Source organism: Salinisphaera sp. Q1T1-3 (genome assembly GCF_003602005.1).
Taxonomy (GTDB): Bacteria; Pseudomonadota; Gammaproteobacteria; order Nevskiales; family Salinisphaeraceae; genus Salinisphaera.
Map to the genome: position 1 here is coordinate 37,890 of NZ_QZWD01000009.1, position 17,400 is coordinate 55,289.

General features: G+C 65.0%; 15 protein-coding genes. 10 read left to right on the forward strand and 5 right to left on the reverse strand.

What is annotated here, in order from left to right:
- Window position 1: 1 nt before the first annotated feature.
- A complete protein-coding gene (locus D3260_RS09900; protein WP_120098440.1) occupies window positions 2–682 on the reverse strand; it encodes a response regulator transcription factor in 681 nt (226 codons plus the stop codon).
- A gap of 188 nt (window positions 683–870) precedes the next feature.
- Here D3260_RS09900 and D3260_RS09905 point away from each other — a divergent pair, with 188 nt between their 5' ends.
- The 3 genes from D3260_RS09905 to D3260_RS09915 are packed head-to-tail and all read left to right on the forward strand — an operon-like array spanning window position 871 to window position 3,459.
- Window positions 871–1,704 (forward strand): mannosyl-3-phosphoglycerate phosphatase, encoded by an 834-nt coding sequence (locus D3260_RS09905; RefSeq protein WP_158583486.1) that lies wholly within the window; start codon window positions 871–873, stop codon window positions 1,702–1,704.
- A gap of 46 nt (window positions 1,705–1,750) precedes the next feature.
- Complete coding sequence (locus tag D3260_RS09910; protein WP_120098442.1) at window positions 1,751–2,989, forward strand: glycosyl transferase; 1,239 nt, start codon at window positions 1,751–1,753, stop codon at window positions 2,987–2,989.
- A gap of 32 nt (window positions 2,990–3,021) precedes the next feature.
- Window positions 3,022–3,459, forward strand: a complete 438-nt coding sequence (locus tag D3260_RS09915; protein WP_158583487.1) for an Ivy family c-type lysozyme inhibitor — start codon at window positions 3,022–3,024, stop codon at window positions 3,457–3,459.
- 9 nt (window positions 3,460–3,468) lie between these two features.
- On the opposite strand, the gene D3260_RS09920 is transcribed toward D3260_RS09915, so the two are convergent.
- Complete coding sequence (locus tag D3260_RS09920; RefSeq protein ID WP_120098444.1) at window positions 3,469–5,193, reverse strand: sugar phosphorylase; 1,725 nt, start codon at window positions 5,191–5,193, stop codon at window positions 3,469–3,471.
- A 298-nt stretch (window positions 5,194–5,491) separates the two neighbouring features.
- Here D3260_RS09920 and mnmG point away from each other — a divergent pair, with 298 nt between their 5' ends.
- From mnmG to D3260_RS09950, 6 genes are all read left to right on the forward strand, one after another.
- A complete protein-coding gene (gene mnmG / locus D3260_RS09925; protein WP_120098445.1) occupies window positions 5,492–7,408 on the forward strand; it encodes a tRNA uridine-5-carboxymethylaminomethyl(34) synthesis enzyme MnmG in 1,917 nt (638 codons plus the stop codon).
- A 156-nt stretch (window positions 7,409–7,564) separates the two neighbouring features.
- Complete coding sequence (locus D3260_RS09930) at window positions 7,565–9,265, forward strand: ABC transporter substrate-binding protein (RefSeq protein WP_147418164.1); 1,701 nt, start codon at window positions 7,565–7,567, stop codon at window positions 9,263–9,265.
- A gap of 33 nt (window positions 9,266–9,298) precedes the next feature.
- The gene (locus D3260_RS09935) at window positions 9,299–10,213 is read left to right on the forward strand and encodes an ABC transporter permease (RefSeq protein WP_120098447.1); all 915 of its coding nucleotides are present in this window, start codon (window positions 9,299–9,301) and stop codon (window positions 10,211–10,213) included.
- Window positions 10,213–11,121, forward strand: coding sequence for an ABC transporter permease subunit (locus D3260_RS09940; RefSeq protein WP_120098448.1), 909 nt, complete (start codon window positions 10,213–10,215; stop codon window positions 11,119–11,121). Before D3260_RS09935 ends, D3260_RS09940 begins: the two co-directional genes overlap by 1 nt.
- A 1-nt stretch (window position 11,122) precedes the next feature.
- Window positions 11,123–11,926 (forward strand): ABC transporter ATP-binding protein, encoded by an 804-nt coding sequence (locus D3260_RS09945; protein WP_120098449.1) that lies wholly within the window; start codon window positions 11,123–11,125, stop codon window positions 11,924–11,926.
- 269 nt (window positions 11,927–12,195) lie between these two features.
- Entirely contained in the window at window positions 12,196–13,647 is a 1,452-nt protein-coding gene (locus D3260_RS09950) for a phospholipase D-like domain-containing protein (RefSeq protein WP_120098532.1), read from the forward strand.
- On the opposite strand, the gene D3260_RS09955 is transcribed toward D3260_RS09950, so the two are convergent.
- Entirely contained in the window at window positions 13,638–14,456 is an 819-nt protein-coding gene (locus D3260_RS09955) for an endonuclease/exonuclease/phosphatase family protein (RefSeq protein ID WP_120098450.1), read from the reverse strand. The genes D3260_RS09950 and D3260_RS09955 overlap by 10 nt on opposite strands.
- 153 nt (window positions 14,457–14,609) lie before the next feature.
- On the opposite strand from D3260_RS09955, the gene D3260_RS09960 reads away from it, so the two are divergent.
- Window positions 14,610–15,617 (forward strand): ABC transporter ATP-binding protein, encoded by a 1,008-nt coding sequence (locus D3260_RS09960; RefSeq protein ID WP_120098451.1) that lies wholly within the window; start codon window positions 14,610–14,612, stop codon window positions 15,615–15,617.
- A 213-nt stretch (window positions 15,618–15,830) separates the two neighbouring features.
- On the opposite strand, the gene D3260_RS09965 is transcribed toward D3260_RS09960, so the two are convergent.
- Window positions 15,831–16,106 (reverse strand): RNA-binding protein, encoded by a 276-nt coding sequence (locus tag D3260_RS09965; RefSeq protein WP_120098452.1) that lies wholly within the window; start codon window positions 16,104–16,106, stop codon window positions 15,831–15,833.
- Between the two features lie 350 nt (window positions 16,107–16,456).
- Complete coding sequence (locus D3260_RS09970) at window positions 16,457–17,260, reverse strand: M48 family metallopeptidase (RefSeq protein ID WP_120098533.1); 804 nt, start codon at window positions 17,258–17,260, stop codon at window positions 16,457–16,459.
- Window positions 17,261–17,400: the final 140 nt, after the last annotated feature.

The following is a 17,400-nucleotide window of genomic DNA, read 5'->3' on the forward strand; positions in this document are numbered from 1 at the left end:
CTCAGCCGGCATCCGGATCGATCAGGCGATAGCCCATGGTCGGTACGGTCTGCAGCATGGCCGTGGCGAACGGCTTGTCGATGGCCGCGCGCAGGGCATGAATGTGTGTGCGCAGCGCTTCGGAATCCGGCGGATGATCGCCCCAGATCGCGGTTTCCAGCTCGGCGCGGCGTACCAGGCGCGGCGAGGCCCGCAGCAGGACTTCGAGCAGACGCAGCGCGGTCGGCGTGAGTGTGAGCTTCACGTTCTGGCGCTCGGCCTGCCAGGTGTCGAGATCCAGCGACAGATCCCCGGCCTTGAGCTGGTGCACGCTGCGCCGCGGCCCGCGATTGCCGAGTGCGGACAGCCGGGCTTCGAGCTCCAGCAGCGAGAACGGCTTGATCAGATAATCGTCGGCGCCGGAGGCGAAACCGGCGAGTTTGTCGTCGATCGTGTCGCGCGCGGTCAGCATGAGGATCGGGGTCTGGGAGTCCGCCTCGGCACGCAGGCGCTCACACAGCGCCAGTCCGTCGATGCCCGGCAGCATCAGATCGAGCACGATGGCATCGAAATTGTGGACGACCGCCAGATGCAGACCGGTCACGCCGTCGGTGGCGTTGTCAAGGACATGGCCGCGTGCCGAGAGGTACTCGATGATATTGGCAGCCAGATCTTCATTGTCTTCAATGACCAGAATGCGCATGTCGCAACTATCCGCCGACGCGTGGGCGCTCAGTCTAAACGAGTTCTTAACGGCGAAGTAATGGCCGGGCCGATGCGCGGCATGATCACTTGCCGGCACGGCCGGGCATGGGGCCTGAGCGGGGCAGCCCGACAGTATCCGATGAACATCGTAGACTGCGATGGAACCTCTGGGCGCAGGAGCCTGCCATGTCGACCAAGCGCGCGGTCCGCGCGGTGGTGTTCACCGATCTCGATGCAACGCTGCTCGATCACGACAGCTACGACTGGTCCGCGGCGCAAGACGCGCTCGAGGCCCTGAAGAGCCGCGGCGTGCCGGTCTGTCTGTGTACGAGCAAGACCGTGGCCGAAGTGCGTGCTCTGCGTCGGGCCTTGGGCAACCGGGCCCCGTTTGCTACCGAGAACGGCAGCATCGTCGCGGTACCGGACGGCTATTTCGAGGGCGAATTCGCGAACGACAGCGAGGCGGAGGAAACCCTGACCTGCACGACCCTGGGCGCGCCGTATGATCGATTGCGCCGGCTGGTCGTGGATCTGCGGGCGCGCCACGGCTTCGACTACACCGGTTTCGGCGATATGAGCGTGGCCGATGTCATGGCTGCGACCGGGCTGGATCGGGAGGCCGCAGCGGCGGCCCGGCAGCGCGATGCGTCCGAGCCGTTGCTCTGGCAGGACAGCGCCGCCGCCGAGACCGCTTTCGCCCAGGCCGTGGCCGAAGCCGGGGCGACCACGCGACGCGGCGGACGTTTCGTCCACGTGCTGGGCCTCGCCGACAAGGGGGATGCGCTCGACTGGCTGCGGACGCGTTTCGAGGCGGTCCACGGCCCGATTCTTGCTGTGGCCCTGGGAGACTCGGCCAACGATGCCGACATGCTGGCTGCCGCGGATATCGGCTGGTGGGTGGCGCGTCCCGATGGCGACTACGAAGCGCCGGCCGGCGGTCACATCCGGCATGCCGAAGGTATCGGTCCAGTCGGCTGGTCGGCCGCGATTCATGCCATGATCGAGGCCGGAGAAATCTGACAACACGCGGCATGCCCGAGCGGGCGGCGTGCGCGGGGGAGACGACATGGCCGATTTTCATCAGAACGGCACCATCACGACGCTGCATCGTCTGGCGGACCGACCCATCGAAGCGCTCGAGGCCGAGCTTGCCCGTTATTCGCGGCGCCGTCCGATGTCGCTGATCCTGCCCTGTCTCTATTCCGAGCTGGAAGGCGAGGCCCTGCCCCGGATCGTGGCGGCCCTGTCGCAGGTCGACTATCTCTCCGAGATCATCATCGGGCTGGATGCGGCGAACGAGAAACAGTACGCCCACGCCCACGAGTTCTTCGCGCCGCTGGCGCCGCGCCATCGCCTGATCTGGAACGACGGGCCGCGGATACAGGCGTTGTTCGATCGGCTCGAGGCCGAGGGCCTGGCACCGGCCCGCCCGGGCAAGGGCGCCAATGTCTGGAACTGCATGGGCTATTTCCTGGCCAGCGGGCGCGGTCGCGTACTGGCCATGCACGACTGCGACATCCTGACCTACAGCCGGGACATGCTCGCGCGGCTGTACTACCCCATGGTGCATCCGAACTTCGCGTTCCGGTTCTCCAAGGGGTTTTATGCGCGGGTTGCCGACGGCTCCATCAACGGCCGCGTCGTGCGTCTTTTCATGACACCGATCATCCGGGCGCTGGACACGGTGGTCGGGCCGATCGATTACCTCGATTTCATGGACAGTTTCCGTTACCCGCTGTCCGGCGAATGCGCCATGACCGACTCGGTGGCCGAGTCGATCCGCATCCCGAGCGACTGGGGGCTGGAAGTCGGGATCCTGGCCGAGGTGCACCGCAACTACGGGGGCAACGCGATCTGCCAGGTCGACATCGCCGATCACTATGATCACAAGCACCAGGATGTCGCCGACCATGAGGCCAACACCGGGTTGGCCAAGATGAGCGCGGACATCGCCAAGGCGCTGTATCGCAAGCTTGCGACCTACGGCGTGACGATGACGCCCGAGACCATTCGCACCATCAAGGCGGTGTATCTGCGCAATGCGCTGGATGCCGTCGAGCGATTCTATTTCGATGCCCAGATCAACGGCCTGACGCTCGACCGGCACAAGGAGGAGAAGACCGTCGAAGTGTTCGTCGAGTCGGTCATCAAGGCCGGCGAGGAATATATCGCCAATCCGATGGAAGTCCCGTTTATGCCGACCTGGAATCGGGTGCGCTCGGCCTGTCCGGATCTGCTCGACGACTTCTACGATGCCGTCGAGGCCGATGCCCGTGACGTGGGCAGCGGTCAGGGCATGGCATGATGGGGGTTCGGCATCATTTTCAAGGACATGTCATGACTCGACGTTCCATGTGGCTGTGTGCGGTACTGCTCGCTGCCACGGCCGTGACCGCGCAGGCCGCCGACGGCGACACGGTCTACCCGAGCCAGCTGCTCGACAGCAAGCCGGCGCTTGCCAAGCAGTACGCAGCGCTCGTCAAACCGGTACAGCCCGCGCACGGCTGGGTCGCGGCCGGCCAGGGCACCGAGACGCCGGTCTCGCATGTCACGATCGCCGGCACGGATTACGCCGTACTGGCCTCCTGCAAGCCCCACGACTGCGCCAGCGAAAACGTGGTGGCGCTCATGCAGCCCGGGGCATCGAAGGCCGCCGGGGCCTTGGTGGTCAATCACGGCGACGACGGCAGCGGGCCCGGCCAGTCCGAGATCACCTGGCTCGGCGCGCCCAGCGCCGATCAGCGGCGTTTCATCGGGGCCTATCTGTTCCGTTGATCAACGCGATCAGTCACTGATCCAGGCGACCTCGTAGGGCGCCAGCGAGATCGAGCGCTGCGCGCCGCTGATTTCGGTGGCCGCAGCCACGTTCTTGCGCACGCGAGCCTCCGGCAGGACGTGGCCCGGCACCTTGACCGGGCGGTCGGTCAGATTGTGCAGGGCCAGCAGGGTCTGGCCGTCGCAGTGGCGCTGGACTGCGAACAGCGACGGCCCGAGATCCACGATCGACTGCGGTGCGTCGGGATGGAAGGCCGGCTGGCGCGCGCGGACCACGAGCAGTCGCTTGAGTCGGCGCAGCACCTCGGCCGCTGCCGATTCCTGCGACAGCTGATAGTTGAGTTCACCGGCATCATAGCGTCGACGGTTGATCGAGCGGCTGGCCCCGGTCGCCTCGACGCCGTCGTGGTCGTTGTGCGTGGCCACCAGGCTGTGGAAATAGAGCGCCGGGATCCCGGCCAGGGCCATCGCGATGGCCTGACTGAGCACGAACCGGTCGATGTGCGTGCCGCTATCGCGTTCGTCCGGGGCGGCCAGCAGATCGTAATAGGTGATGTTGAGCTCGTACGGCCGCGTCGAGCCATCGCCCATCGCCCGAGTGGAGACGAAACCGCCGCGCTCGCGCGTGGTTGCCACGAGCCCGGCCAGCTCGGCCTCGTCGAGAATCGATTCGACCGAGCGTACGCCGATGCCGTCATGGCTGGCGGTGAAGTTCAGGAAATGACAGCCTGCCGGCAGCGGCGGCAGGCTGGCCGCCCATTCGGTCAGCCGGGAGCCGTCACCGGTCAGCAGCGTGTGGGCCACCAGCGGTGGCAGCACGAACTGATAGGCCACATGGGCCTCGTCGCCATCGGTCAGATACGAGATGTTTTCGGCGTGCGGCACGTTGGTCTCGGTGATCAACTGCACGCCCGGGGCATAGTGACCGAGCAGGGCCCGGAAGAACTTGATCACGTGATGGGTCTGCCACAGATGCATGCAGGAAGTGCCGATCTCCTTCCAGAGAAATCCCACGGCATCCAGACGGATCAGGCGGGCCCCGCGAGCCACGTATTCGAAGATGATGTCGATGAACTCCGCCATCACCTTGGGATTGGCGAAATCCAGGTCGATCTGGTCCTCGGAGAAGGTCGCCCAGAGATATTTCGTGCCCCGCGCCGTGGGCACTTCAGCGAGCAGCGGCGTCGGGCGGGGGCGGACCACCGAACGCAGGTCGGTCTTGGGATCGACTTCGATGAAGTAATCGCGACCGGGATCGGCATCGGCCAGATAGTGAGCGAACCAGATTCCCTTGCGTGAGGCATGGTTGAGGATCAGGTCGAACATCAGCGGCTTGTCGTTTGCCAGGGCCGCGATATCGTCCCAGTCGCCGTAATCGCCGTTCACGGCCCGGTAGTCCATGACCGAGAAACCGCCGTCCGAGCTCGCCGGATAGAAGGGCAGGATATGCACCGCGGTGATCGCTTCGCCCAGATTCTGTGCAATGAAATCACGCAGCGTCGCCAGCGGCGGCTCGCCGGGGCGCTGCACGATGTCCGGATATGTGATCATCACGTTGAGCGACTGATCCACGGCCAGATCGATCTCGCGCGGCAGGCCGTGTCGCTGGGCAGCATCGATGGTCGCATCGATGCATTCCCGGGCCGGTGCGTCCCCGTAGAGCGGCACCAGCCATTCGACCAGCGATTGTCGGACGGCATCGTGGGAAGAAGAACTGGCGATGGCTTCACTCATGCGCTGATCTGGCTCCGCGTTTGAACTGGCGAGTCTTTTGCACCGAACTGGTGCGCAACTTCGGTCGTCGTCTGTCCCGACTGATTGAAACAAGAGTCATACCAGTGTTCGACCATCGTATGATGAACGGGTATGCGAACGCGGCCGGTCCGCCGTGTTGACGGATGCCCTGATTTTCGAACCGATGGCACCAGGCGTTATCATGGCGATTTGACGCGGTGATCGCGCTGTCGGTAACGACAGGCGCGGGCCGCGGTCTGGCTGTCATTCGCGCGTATGGCGCGCGACGGAGTGCGATATGTCCTCGACGCGGCTTGAATTCGACGTCATCGTGGTCGGCGGCGGCCATGCCGGTACGGAGAGTGCCACGGCCGCGGCCCGTGCCGGTGCCCGCACGCTGCTGCTCACCGACAATATCGAGACCATCGGCCAGATGTCCTGCAATCCGGCGATCGGAGGTATCGGCAAGGGACATCTGGTGCGCGAGATCGATGCGCTGGGCGGCATCATGGCACGGGCCGCCGATCGGGGCGGTATCCAGTTTCGCCGCCTCAATGCCCGCAAGGGCCCGGCTGTGCGGGCCACGCGTGCCCAGGCCGACCGCGCGCTCTACAAGGCCGCGGTGCGCGACATGGTCGAGGCCCAGCCGAATCTGTCGCTGTTCCAGCAGTCGGTTGCCGATCTGGTCGTCGAGAATGGCCGGGTTGCCGGTGTGACCACCGCGATGGGGCTGACCTTCGCTGCCCCGGCGGTGGTGCTGACGGTGGGCACGTTCCTGGGCGGGACGATCCATATCGGCGACAAGCGCTTCGGCGGGGGGCGCGCGGGCGATGCGCCCTCGAATGCGCTGGCCGAGCGCCTTCGGGCGCTGGATCTGCCGGTGGGCCGGCTCAAGACGGGGACACCGCCGCGCATCGATGCCAAATCCATCGATTATTCCCGGCTGGCGGTGCAGCCCGGCGACGATCCGGCGCCGGTGTTCTCGTTCATGGGCACGCGGGCCGAGCATCCGCGGCAGGTGCCCTGCCACATCACCTATACGAACACGCGCACGCACGACATCATCCACGAGCGACTGCACGAATCGGCCATCTATTCCGGGGCAATCGATTCGGCCGGGCCGCGCTACTGCCCGTCGATCGAGGACAAGATCGTGCGTTTTGCCGACAAGGATGCGCATCAGATCTTCATCGAACCCGAGGGGCTGGCGGCGAGCGAGGTCTATCCCAACGGCATCTCGACCAGTCTGTCGTTCGAGACCCAGCTCGCGCTCGTGCGCTCCATCGAGGGCTTTACGAACGCACACATCACGCGGCCGGGCTATGCGATCGAATACGATTATTTCGATCCGAGGGCGCTTTCGGCGAGTCTCGAGACAAAAGCCATCCCGGGGTTGTATTTCGCCGGCCAGATCAACGGCACGACCGGCTACGAGGAGGCCGCCGCGCAGGGGCTTCTGGCTGGCATCAACGCAGCGCGCGGCGCGGCTGGCGAGCCGGCCTGGTCGCCGCGGCGCGACGAAGCCTATCTTGGCGTGCTGGTCGATGATCTGATCACACGCGGGGCGCAGGAGCCGTATCGGATGTTCACCTCCCGGGCCGAGCATCGTCTGCTGCTGCGCGAGGACAACGCCGACGTGCGGCTGACGCCCATCGGGCGCGAACTCGGGCTCGTCGACGATGCCCGCTGGGCAGCGTTCACGGCCAAGCGGGATGCCGTGACGACCGAGCAGTCGCGGTTGTCGAAACACGTACTCAAGCCCGCCGATCTGGGCGCCGATCACGGGGCTGGTCTGCTCGGCACGCCGCTCAAGGAAGCGACGGCGGCCGCTGATCTGCTCAAGCGCCCCAAGATCGGCCATGCCGATCTGGCCGCGCTGGCTGTGGTCGGCCCGGCCAGCGTCGACGGCCTGTCGGCCGAGGCCGCGGATGCGGTCGGCGAGCAGGTCGAGATCCAGGCCAAGTATGCCGGCTATATCGCGCGTCAGGGCGACGAGATCGCCCGGGCACGCGAACACGAAGCCACGATGTTGCCGCGTGATCTCGACTACACGGCAGTGACCGGCCTGTCGAATGAACTCACGGCCAAGCTCGCCGAAGCACGCCCGGAGACCATCGGCCAGGCTGCCCGGCTGCCCGGCATGACGCCGGCGGCCGTGTCGCTGCTGCTGGTGCATCTCAAGAAAACCGGCGTGAAACTTGCTAAGTCGGCGTGAACCGGCTCGGTTCGGGCCGCACTGTCGCCGACGGTGTGACTGACCGCCGCGCCTGATCGTGGCACTTTAGCGCCCCGATCGGGGCAGTGATCGGCCGGCTGCGTCAGGCCGGCGCATCGAGCGACAGATGGGTCGGTCGTGTAACAGGGGGATTTCTTGGCCAGACGACTTTGGAAGACAGCGGCACTGATGTTGTGCAGTGCCGTCATTGTGGCGGGCTGCGGCGGCCAGGAGGACGACGGTTTCGCGAATCGGCTGTCTCCGGCCAGCGGTGCGAACGGCGGCCCGAAGACCATGCGCTATGGCAACGGCTCGGAGCCGGGGTCGTTGGATCCGCACAAGGCCTCCGGGGTGCCGGCCTCCAACGTGCTGCACGATCTCTATGAAGGGCTGGTCATCACGGGCGATCATGCCCAGATCGTGCCCGGTGTGGCCAAATCCTGGGAGATCAGCGACGACAGGCTGACCTATACCTTTCATCTGCGCGATGACGCGAAATGGTCGAATGGCGCGCCGGTGACTGCCCAGGATTTCGTCTACAGCCTGCGTCGCAGCGTGGATCCGAAGGTCGCCTCGCCGTATGCCGATATCCATTCTCCGATCGTGAATGCCGAGCCCATCATCGCGGGCAAGAAGGACCCGGACACGCTGGGGGTGAAGGCACTGGATCCGCATACGCTGCAGATCCGGCTCAAGGAGCCGACGCCGTTCTTCCTCAAGACGCTGGCGCATACGAGCAGTGATCCGGTCTATAAACCGGCCGTCAAGAAATGGGGGGATTCGTTCACCCAGCCTGGTCATGCCGTGACCAACGGCGCCTATGAGATGAAGACGTGGCGCGTCAACGAACGCATCACGCTCAAACGCAATCCGTATTACTGGGATAACGCCCATACCCGGATCGACCAGGTCGAGTATTTCCCGATCGACGATCCGAAATCCGAACTGTCTCGCTATCAGGCCGGCGGTCTGGACTGGACCTACACGATGCCGCCGTCCGAGATCGGCCGCATCAAGAAAACGATTCCGGGGCAATATCATGCGGTGCCGACGCTGGGCATCGCCTATCTGGGGCTCAACGTGCGCCGGGCGCCGTTCAAGAACAGCCCGAAACTGCGCATGGCACTGTCGATGGCGCTCAATCGCCGGGTGATCACCGAAAAGATCCTGCGCGGTGGCGAAGCGCCGGCCTATAGTCTGATACCGCCGGCGATGAACGACTACGACCCGGTCGAGTATCAGTGGAAAAACTGGTCGGATGCCAAGCGCGAGGCCATGGCCCGCAAGCTCTATCACGAGGCCGGCTATTCCGACGCGCACCCGCTCAAGGCCGAGTATCTGTATCCGTCGGGCGGTCAGGGCAAGGTCATCGGCATCGTGGCGGCGGCGATGTGGCGCAAGGTCCTGGGGGCCGACATCACGCCGGTCAACCAGGAATGGAAGGTGTTTCTACAGACCACCCGCGAAGGCTATGAAACCCAGATCTTCTGGGGCGGCTGGATCGGCGATTACGAGGATCCGAATACATTCCTGTCGATCTTCAACTCGAAGGCCGCCCTGGATTATCCGGGCTACGACAGTGCCGTCTACGATGCCGCGCAGGAGGCCTCGAGCCATACGCCGAACGGGCCGAAGCGCACCGCGTTGCTGCACAAGGCCGAAGGCACGCTGCTGCATGACGCGCCGATCATTCCGGTCTGGTTCTGGACCAACCATCATCTGGTCAAGCCGTACGTGAAGGGGTTCACCGGCAACGCGCTGGACAACTATTACACCAAGAATTTCGATATCGTGCCCGCCGGCTCCAGTGATCGACGTGCGGCGTCAGACAACAAGGGAGCCTCGCATGCGCCTTAATCGTGTCGCGGGCCCGAGCCGGAGGCGCAGCTGATGCTCTCGTACACCATCAAGCGCCTGCTCGGGGCGATTCCGACGGTCTTCATCCTGCTGACGCTGACCTTCCTGCTCGTGCATCTGGCGCCCGGCAGCCCGCTGGATTCCGACCGGCCGATGCCGGCGCAGATCCGGGCGAACCTGGAGGCCAAGTATCATCTCGACGAGCCGCTCTACGAGCAGTACGGCCATTATCTGCTCAATGTGGCGCAGTTCGATTTCGGGGCGTCCTTCCAGTATAAGGACACCTCGGTCAACGATCTGATCGCGACCGGTTTCCCGGTCTCGCTGGCGGTCGGTGGCTTCGCGCTGCTGCTCGCGCTGGTGTTCGGCATCCCGCTGGGCATGCTGGCGGCCGTGCGCCAGAACCGGTTCGCCGACTATGCCGCGATGAGTGGTTCGCTGGTCGGTATCTCGGTTCCCAATTTCGTGCTCGGCCCGCTGATGATCCTGGTCCTTGCCGTCTACAACAATTGGTTGCCGGCCGGCGGGCTCGGTGGATGGCAGAACTATGTCATGCCGGTCATCGCCCTCAGCGTGATGTACATGGCCTATGTCACGCGTCTGATGCGGGCCTCGACCATCGAGGTCCTGCGCTCGCCGTTCATACGTACCGCCCGTGCCAAGGGGCTGTCCGAGGCCCGGGTGTTCTTCGTGCACGTGTTGCCGGCGGCAATCCTGCCGGTGATCTCGTTTCTGGGCCCGGGGGCGGCGGCGATCCTGACCGGCTCGGTCGTCGTCGAGCAGATCTTCGGCATCCCGGGGCTCGGACGGTTCTTCGTCACGGCCGCGCTCAACCGTGACTACACGCTCGTGCTCGGTATCACGCTGTTCTACGGGATCATCATCATCGGCTTCAACCTCGTCGTGGATATCCTCTACGGCTGGCTCGACCCGCGAGTGACCTACTGATGGCTGTCGCAACGAAATCCAAAAGCCGCAAGACGCGCGCAATGGCGGCGGCGGCCGAAGGGGGCAACAGTCTCGGCCGGGATGCCTGGCGACGTCTCAAGGCCAACAAGGCAGCCATGGCTTCGCTGGTGCTGCTGGCCCTGGTCGGCCTGATGGTCCTGGTAGGGCCCTGGCTGTCGCCCTACAACTATTTCTCGCAGGACTACAACGCTATCTGGGACGCGCCGAGTCTGGCGAGCGGGCATTTCTTCGGCACCGATCAGGTCGGCCGGGATCTGTTCGTGCGGACCATGACAGGCGGGCGCATTTCGTTGATGGTCGGCATCGTGACCACCTTCGTGAGCCTGATCATCGGGGTGACCTACGGCGCGCTGGCCGGCTATCTCGGCGGGCGGACCGATTCAATCATGATGCGTGCGGTGGATATTCTGTATTCGCTGCCCTTCATGTTTTTCGTGATCCTGCTGGTGGTCTTCTTCGGCCGGAATCTGTTCCTGTTATTCGCCGCGATCGGGGCGGTGAGCTGGCTGGACATGGCGCGCATCGTTCGCGGTCAGACGCTCACGATCAAGTCGCAGCCCTATATCGAGGCGGCGCGCATGGCCGGTTCCGGTACCGCGAAGATCATCGCCCGGCACATCGTGCCCAATCTGCTCGGCATCGTGGTCGTCTATGTCACGCTCACGATCCCGCAGGTGATTCTGTTCGAATCGTTTCTGAGCTATCTCGGGCTCGGCGTGCAGCCGCCGGCGACCTCCTGGGGGGCGCTCATCAACGACGGCACGAGCGAGATGAGCGTGGCGCCGTGGCTGTTGATCATCCCGTCGATCTTTCTGGCCGTGACCCTGTTCTGCTTCAATTTCATCGGCGACGGGCTTCGCGACGCGCTCGATCCGAAGGACCGCTGACATGCTGCTCGACGTCAATGATCTGAAGATTGCCTTTGCCACGCACACAGGCAGTGTGCCGGCCGTCAATGGCCTGTCCTTTGCCATCGAGCGCGGTGAATCCGTGGGCATCGTCGGCGAGTCCGGCTCCGGCAAGAGCCAGACCGTGCTGGCGCTCATGGGGCTGCTGGCCGACAACGCCCGGGTCTCCGGCTCGGCGAAGCTGGCGGGCGAGCATGATGAAACGCCGTCGATCGAGCTGTTGAATGCGCGCTCGCGTGTGCTGCGGGCCGTGCGCGGCGCCCGGATCGCGATGATCTTCCAGGACCCGATGACCGCCCTGAATCCGCATCTACGGATCTCGACCCAGATGACCGAACTGCTGGCCGCCCATCGCGGGATGAAGCGGCGTCAGGCCATGGATTATGCGGTCGAGATGATGGAGGCGGTACGGATCCCCGAAGCCGCACGCCGGGTGAAGTATTATCCGCACCAGTTCTCCGGCGGCATGCGCCAGCGTGTGATGATCGCCATGGCGTTGTCCTGCGAGCCGGAACTGCTGATCGCCGACGAGCCGACTACGGCACTCGATGTGACCGTGCAGGACGAGATTCTCGATGTGATCGGCGATCTGCGCGAGCGTACGAATACGGCTTTGTTGCTGATCACCCACGATCTCGGCGTTGTTGCCGGCAACTGCAGCCGCGCGATCGTGATGCGCGGCGGCGATCTCGTCGAGCAGGGGGCGATCGAACAGGTCTTCGAATCGCCGCGCGCCGACTATACCCGCAATCTACTGGCCGCGATTCCGCGTCTGGAAGGCTGATCCGTTCAACATCGCGCGGTTGCCCGTCGGCCGTGAGGTGGCGAACAAGGGCTTGGTGCCGGCCGGAATCAAGCCCGTTCGGGGATCGATAGGCTGCGGCGTGTTGCGGGGCGGATTTTCCGTTCGATGCGACGGCCCGTATCGGCGGCGCTGTTATCATTGAATCCGGACGGCGCCTGCCGTCATCAGCCATGTCATCGCAGGGCAAAGCCCATGTCGCGCGGGTCTCGTTACAGCTCCGGATCCTGCCTGCGGGAACGCCGCGAGCCATGTCGATAGACTTCGACGGCATTCTCGATGCGCTGATGTTCTGGGGGCCGGTGTTGCTGGTGGCCGGTAGTGCCCTGGCGGCCACGGTGCACGCATTGCTCAGTCGCGAGACGCCGGCCAGCGCGTTCGGCTGGATCGGCGTGTGCCTGCTGTTTCCGCCGGTCGGCCCGCTGTTGTATTACATGTTCGGCGTCAATCGTGTGCGGATCCGGGCGCGACGTCTGGATCGCGCCTCGCGACACGGCCTGGGCGCGCACCGGCCGGGCCCGTCGGCCGCACTCCGTGACTATCGCGGCTTCATGGATGCGCGCCGGCGTGGTCTGGCCGGTGCCGGCGACCGGTTGTCGGCCTGGCCGGTGGTGCCCGGCAATCGCGTCGATATCCTCAACAACGGCGAGAAAGCCTATCCGCCGATGATCGAGGCGATCGACAATGCGGATTCGTTCGTCTATCTGACCACTTACATCTTCGAGACCAACCGGATCGGCCAGCGCTTCATCGATGCACTGGCGCGGGCCGTCCAGCGCGGTGTCGACGTGCGTGTGCTCATCGACGGGGTGGGCGAATGGTATGCCCTGCCGGGCGAGCGACCGGTCAAGCTGCTCATCGATCATGGGGTGAGCACGGCGCGTTTTCTCCCGCCGCGGTGGTGGCCGCCGGCCCTGCGGCTCAATCTGCGCAATCACCGCAAGATATTGGTCACCGATGGCGGCGTGGCGTTCACCGGTGGCATGAACATCGGCGATCGGCATTTCGTGACCGGTGCCCGCGGCGTTGCCGACATGCACTTCCGTCTGGCCGGGCCGGTCGTGCGTCAGATCGAGGCGGTATTCCTGTCGGACTGGGCGTTCGCGACAGGGGAGCAGAGCCGTGTCTCCGGGCGCGGTCTGCCGGAGCTCGGCAATGCGGCGTGTCGCACGGTCGAAAACGGGCCCACGCGGGATTACGAGACCCTTTCGACCCTGCTGTTGACCGCGGTTTCCAGCGCGCATGAGCGCATCACGATCGTCACGCCGTATTTTCTGCCGGGCCAGGCGCTGGTCGGGGCGCTACAGGCGGCGGCGCTGCGGGGGCTGGCGGTGACCATCGTGATGCCCGAGCGCAACAATCTGCCGTTCGTGGCCTGGGCCGCGCGCCACGGTCTGGGCGAGCTGCTCGGTGCGGGCGCGCGTGTCTATTTTCAGCCGCCGCCGTTCGCCCACAGCAAGCTGTTCATCGTCGACGACGATTACGCGCTGATCGGCTCGCCGAACATCGATCCGCGCAGCCTGCGACTGAATTTCGAACTGGCTGTTGAAATCTATGACGAGCCCACGGTCGGCGCGCTGCTCGCCCACGTGGGCGACGTGGTCGGTCGCAGCACGGAATACACGCAGCAGGCACTGGCGGCCCGGCGTTGGCCGGCCCGGCTTCGGGACTCGTTCTTCTGGCTGTTCTCGCCCTACTTCTGAGGCAGTGAAGCCGCATCGGCCGACGTGCGGCCGGCCAGGCCGCGGGCCAGGTTATCGGGAATGCCGACGCGCATTGCCACGGGCCGATGATCCGAGAGCACGGCATCGACCACACGGGCCTGGCGGACCTCGAGGCTGGCCGAGGTCAGGATATGATCGATGCCGCGGCGCGGCCGCCAGCTCGGGAACGTCGGCAACGCCCGGTCGTAGACGCGCAGCGCGCTGGCCGCCAGTGCACTGTCGGCGATCAGCTCCGCACTGTTGCAGTTCGTATCGCCCATCAGCACGACGTTGGGCTCGTCGGCCACGAGCTCGCAGATCGCCTCGAGCTGCTGGGCTCGGCTGCGCGCGCCGAGCGACAGATGCGTGACTACCACGGTCAGCGGCGCGGCCGGGGTGCCGAATCGGGCGATGAGCGCGCCGCGGCCGGGCACCCGGCCGGGCAGTTTGTGCTCGCTGACATCATAGGGCGCATACCGGCTGATCAGGCCGAGCCCGTGCTGGGCGACGCGTCCCAGATCGCGGTTGACCTGAACCTCCCAGTACGCATAGCCGGCCTGTCGGGCAATCGCCTCGATCTGGTTGCGATAGCGCGACCGGCGGCTGCCGGCATCGATCTCCTGCAGCCCGACGATATCGTGGCCGGCGACGAGCTCGGCGATCCGTTCCAGGTTGTCGGTCACGGCCTGGCTGGGCAACAGATGTCGCCAGCCGCGGGTCACGTATTCGCGATAACGGCGCGTGCCGATCCCGACCTGCATATTGAAACTCAGGATCGATAATTCGTTGGGCAGGCCCGGGCGGCTCATGCGGATCCTCGTTCGTCCGGCCGTCTCGATCGCGGCTGGCGCAATTCTTGGATAACGTGACATACGCCCGTCTGTCCGACTCTCGGGCGATGGTCCGTAGGCATGCAGTCAGCGTACCATCATGGCTGGCCCAACCCATGAGCGCCTTTTTCCATGTCCGATTCCGCTGTCCTCGCTGCCGAAGACATCAAGGTTCATTTCCCGCTGACCACCGACTGGCCCTGGCAGAGTGCGCCGATGCTGCGCGCGGTCGACGGGGCGACCCTGTCCTTGACGGCCGGACGCACACTCGGGCTCGTGGGTGAATCCGGGTGTGGCAAATCCACGCTGGCGCGTGCGTTGACGGGCCTTGCGCCCATCACGGCCGGCCGGCTACATCTCGACGGTCGTGATATCACGCGGGGCGGGGCGCGCGACTGGCAGGCCCTGCGACGCGATGTGCAGATGATCTTCCAGGACCCGTTGGCGAGTCTGGATCCGCGCATGACGGTGGCCCAGATCATCGCCGAGCCGCTGGCCAATCTGCGCCGCGACCTGTCGCGCGCCGAGCGGCGGCGGCGCGTGGCCGACATGGTCGAGCGGGTCGGGCTGTCGAAATCGCAGATGGGGCGTTATCCGCACGAATTCTCGGGCGGTCAGTGCCAGCGCATCGGCATTGCTCGGGCGCTCGTGGTGGAACCGCGCGTGCTGGTCTGCGATGAACCGGTCTCCGCACTCGATGTCTCCATCCAGGCGCGGATCGTGGATCTGCTCATGGAACTGCAGCGCGAAACACAGGTGGCGATGTTGTTCATCGCCCACGATCTGGCCGTGGTTCGCCAGATCAGCGACGAGGTCCGCGTCATGTATCTCGGCAACGTCATGGAGCAGGCCGGCGCCGCTGCCCTGTTCGATCAGCCGCGTCATCCCTATACCCGGGCGTTGTTGTCGGCGGTGCCCCGGCCCGATCTGGCCGCCGAGCGGGCGCGCCAGCGGATTCAGTTGCCCGGTGATCTGCCGTCGCCGGCCAATCCGCCGTCCGGCTGTGTTTTCCGTACGCGTTGCCCCTGGGCCACGGACGTCTGTTCGCAACGGATACCGGCTCTGCGCACGCTGGCCGGCGGGCAGGTCGCCTGTCACCACGCCGAGCGCGTCATGGCCGAGTCCGCGGCGGCAGCCTGACAGGCGACGGCCGCCCGGCATCGGGCGGCCGATTCACCGAGTCGTCGTGCGGGGCGCCTGGACTGCGCCTGATATCCAGCGTGCCTAGCCGGGCCGGTAGGGCGGTGCTGGGTCATCGCGGATGTTGTCGCGCACAAAAAAGCCGGCCGTGCGCAGACACGACCGACTCTTGCGGTCCACCTGAGGCGGGCCGCTGCAGCAATGCGCGGCTTGTTAGAAGCGACGCGGGCCGCGAGGACGCTCTTCGCGCGGACGGGCTTCGTTCACGCGCAGGGTTCGACCCTGAAGGTCCTTCTGATTCATGCCTTCGATGGCCTCGCGGGCCTCGTTCTCGTTCGGCATTTCGACGAAACCGAAACCGCGGGAGCGGCCGGTCTCGCGATCCATGATCACCTTCGCGGAGGTGACCTCGCCGAACGCCTCGAACGCGGCGCGCAGGTCGTCGTCCGCGGAGCTCCACGAAAGGTTGCCAACGTAAATATTCGTCACGACTGATCTCAGCTCATAAAAAGACGTGTCATTACCAAAAAACCGTCCGGACCCGTCAATGACACCAAAACCAAGACCAACGGACAACGGCTCTCAAGCCGCTTTAATTGAAGTCTACCTGAGTTGAACCCGCCCGCAAGCGGGTTTTTCGTCTGGTTTCATGCCAACCGACGAGCGGTTTTGGCAATGCGCTGTGGCCTGTCGTTGTCAGCACCACTGCGACGAGCTGCCACCGGCACAGATGAACGCACCCGGCCGGTTATGGATGTCCCGGTGGCGAATTGCATTTTTGTGAAAAAAGGTCGGTGCAGAGCCCTGGCCGAGCGTGCTCATGAGAGGCGTTTCACGGCTTACGGATGGACACAGTTCGGATGATTGTCGGCGGCGTAATACAACGACAGAGCCTGTTCCATGTGCGACTGCAGGGCCTGGATGCGGTTGTCGTTGGAGGGGTGCGTCGACAGGAACGGATTGGGTTTCTGGCCGTCGGATGCCGCACTCATGTTCTGCCAGAGCTTGACCGATTCGCGCGGATCGAAACCGGCCCGGGCCATGAGCTCGAGCCCGATCAGATCGGCCTCGCTTTCCTGAGCGCGCGAGAATGGCAACAGAATGCCCACCTGGGCTCCGACACCCAGCGCCGACATGATCGCCTGGCTCGATCCACCGCCGGCGCCGCCGCCCAGGAATGCCGAGAGTGCCGTCAGGCCGCCCTGCGTGGCGTACTGGTCCGACATGCGCTCGTTCGGATGCTGGGCGATCACGTGGCCCACTTCGTGGCCGATCACGGCGGCGAGCTGGGCGCCGTTCTTGGCCACCGGCAACAGCCCCGAGTAGACACCGATGTTGCCGCCGGGCAGGGCAAAGGCGTTGATCTGGTCGGACTTGAAGACCTGGATGTCCCAGGAATCGACCTTGGCGGCTTCGTTGACGCTCGGCACGCTGACGATGGCGCGGGCCACGCATTCGACGAAACGATTGTCGGCGCTGTTGGTATCGGTCGGCGTCTTCTGCTTGAGTTCGGCGAAGCTCTCGTCGCCCATGGCCGCCATTTTCTGCTGGCCGAAGAACATGAGCTGGTTGCGTCCGGTGGGCGAGGTCGCGCAGCCGACCAGACCGATCGTCAGCACGGCGCACAGAAGGATCTTTTTCATCAATGGTCCCCAGAGGTGACTGTCATCACGCTTGTTCGCATCACGCGGCTTGTCGGATGGCGGCGCACCGGCCGGCAGCGCCACATCGCAAGACCGATCGCGTATGCAGGCGAGGCTATCAGGGATCGCTGAACGCCGGC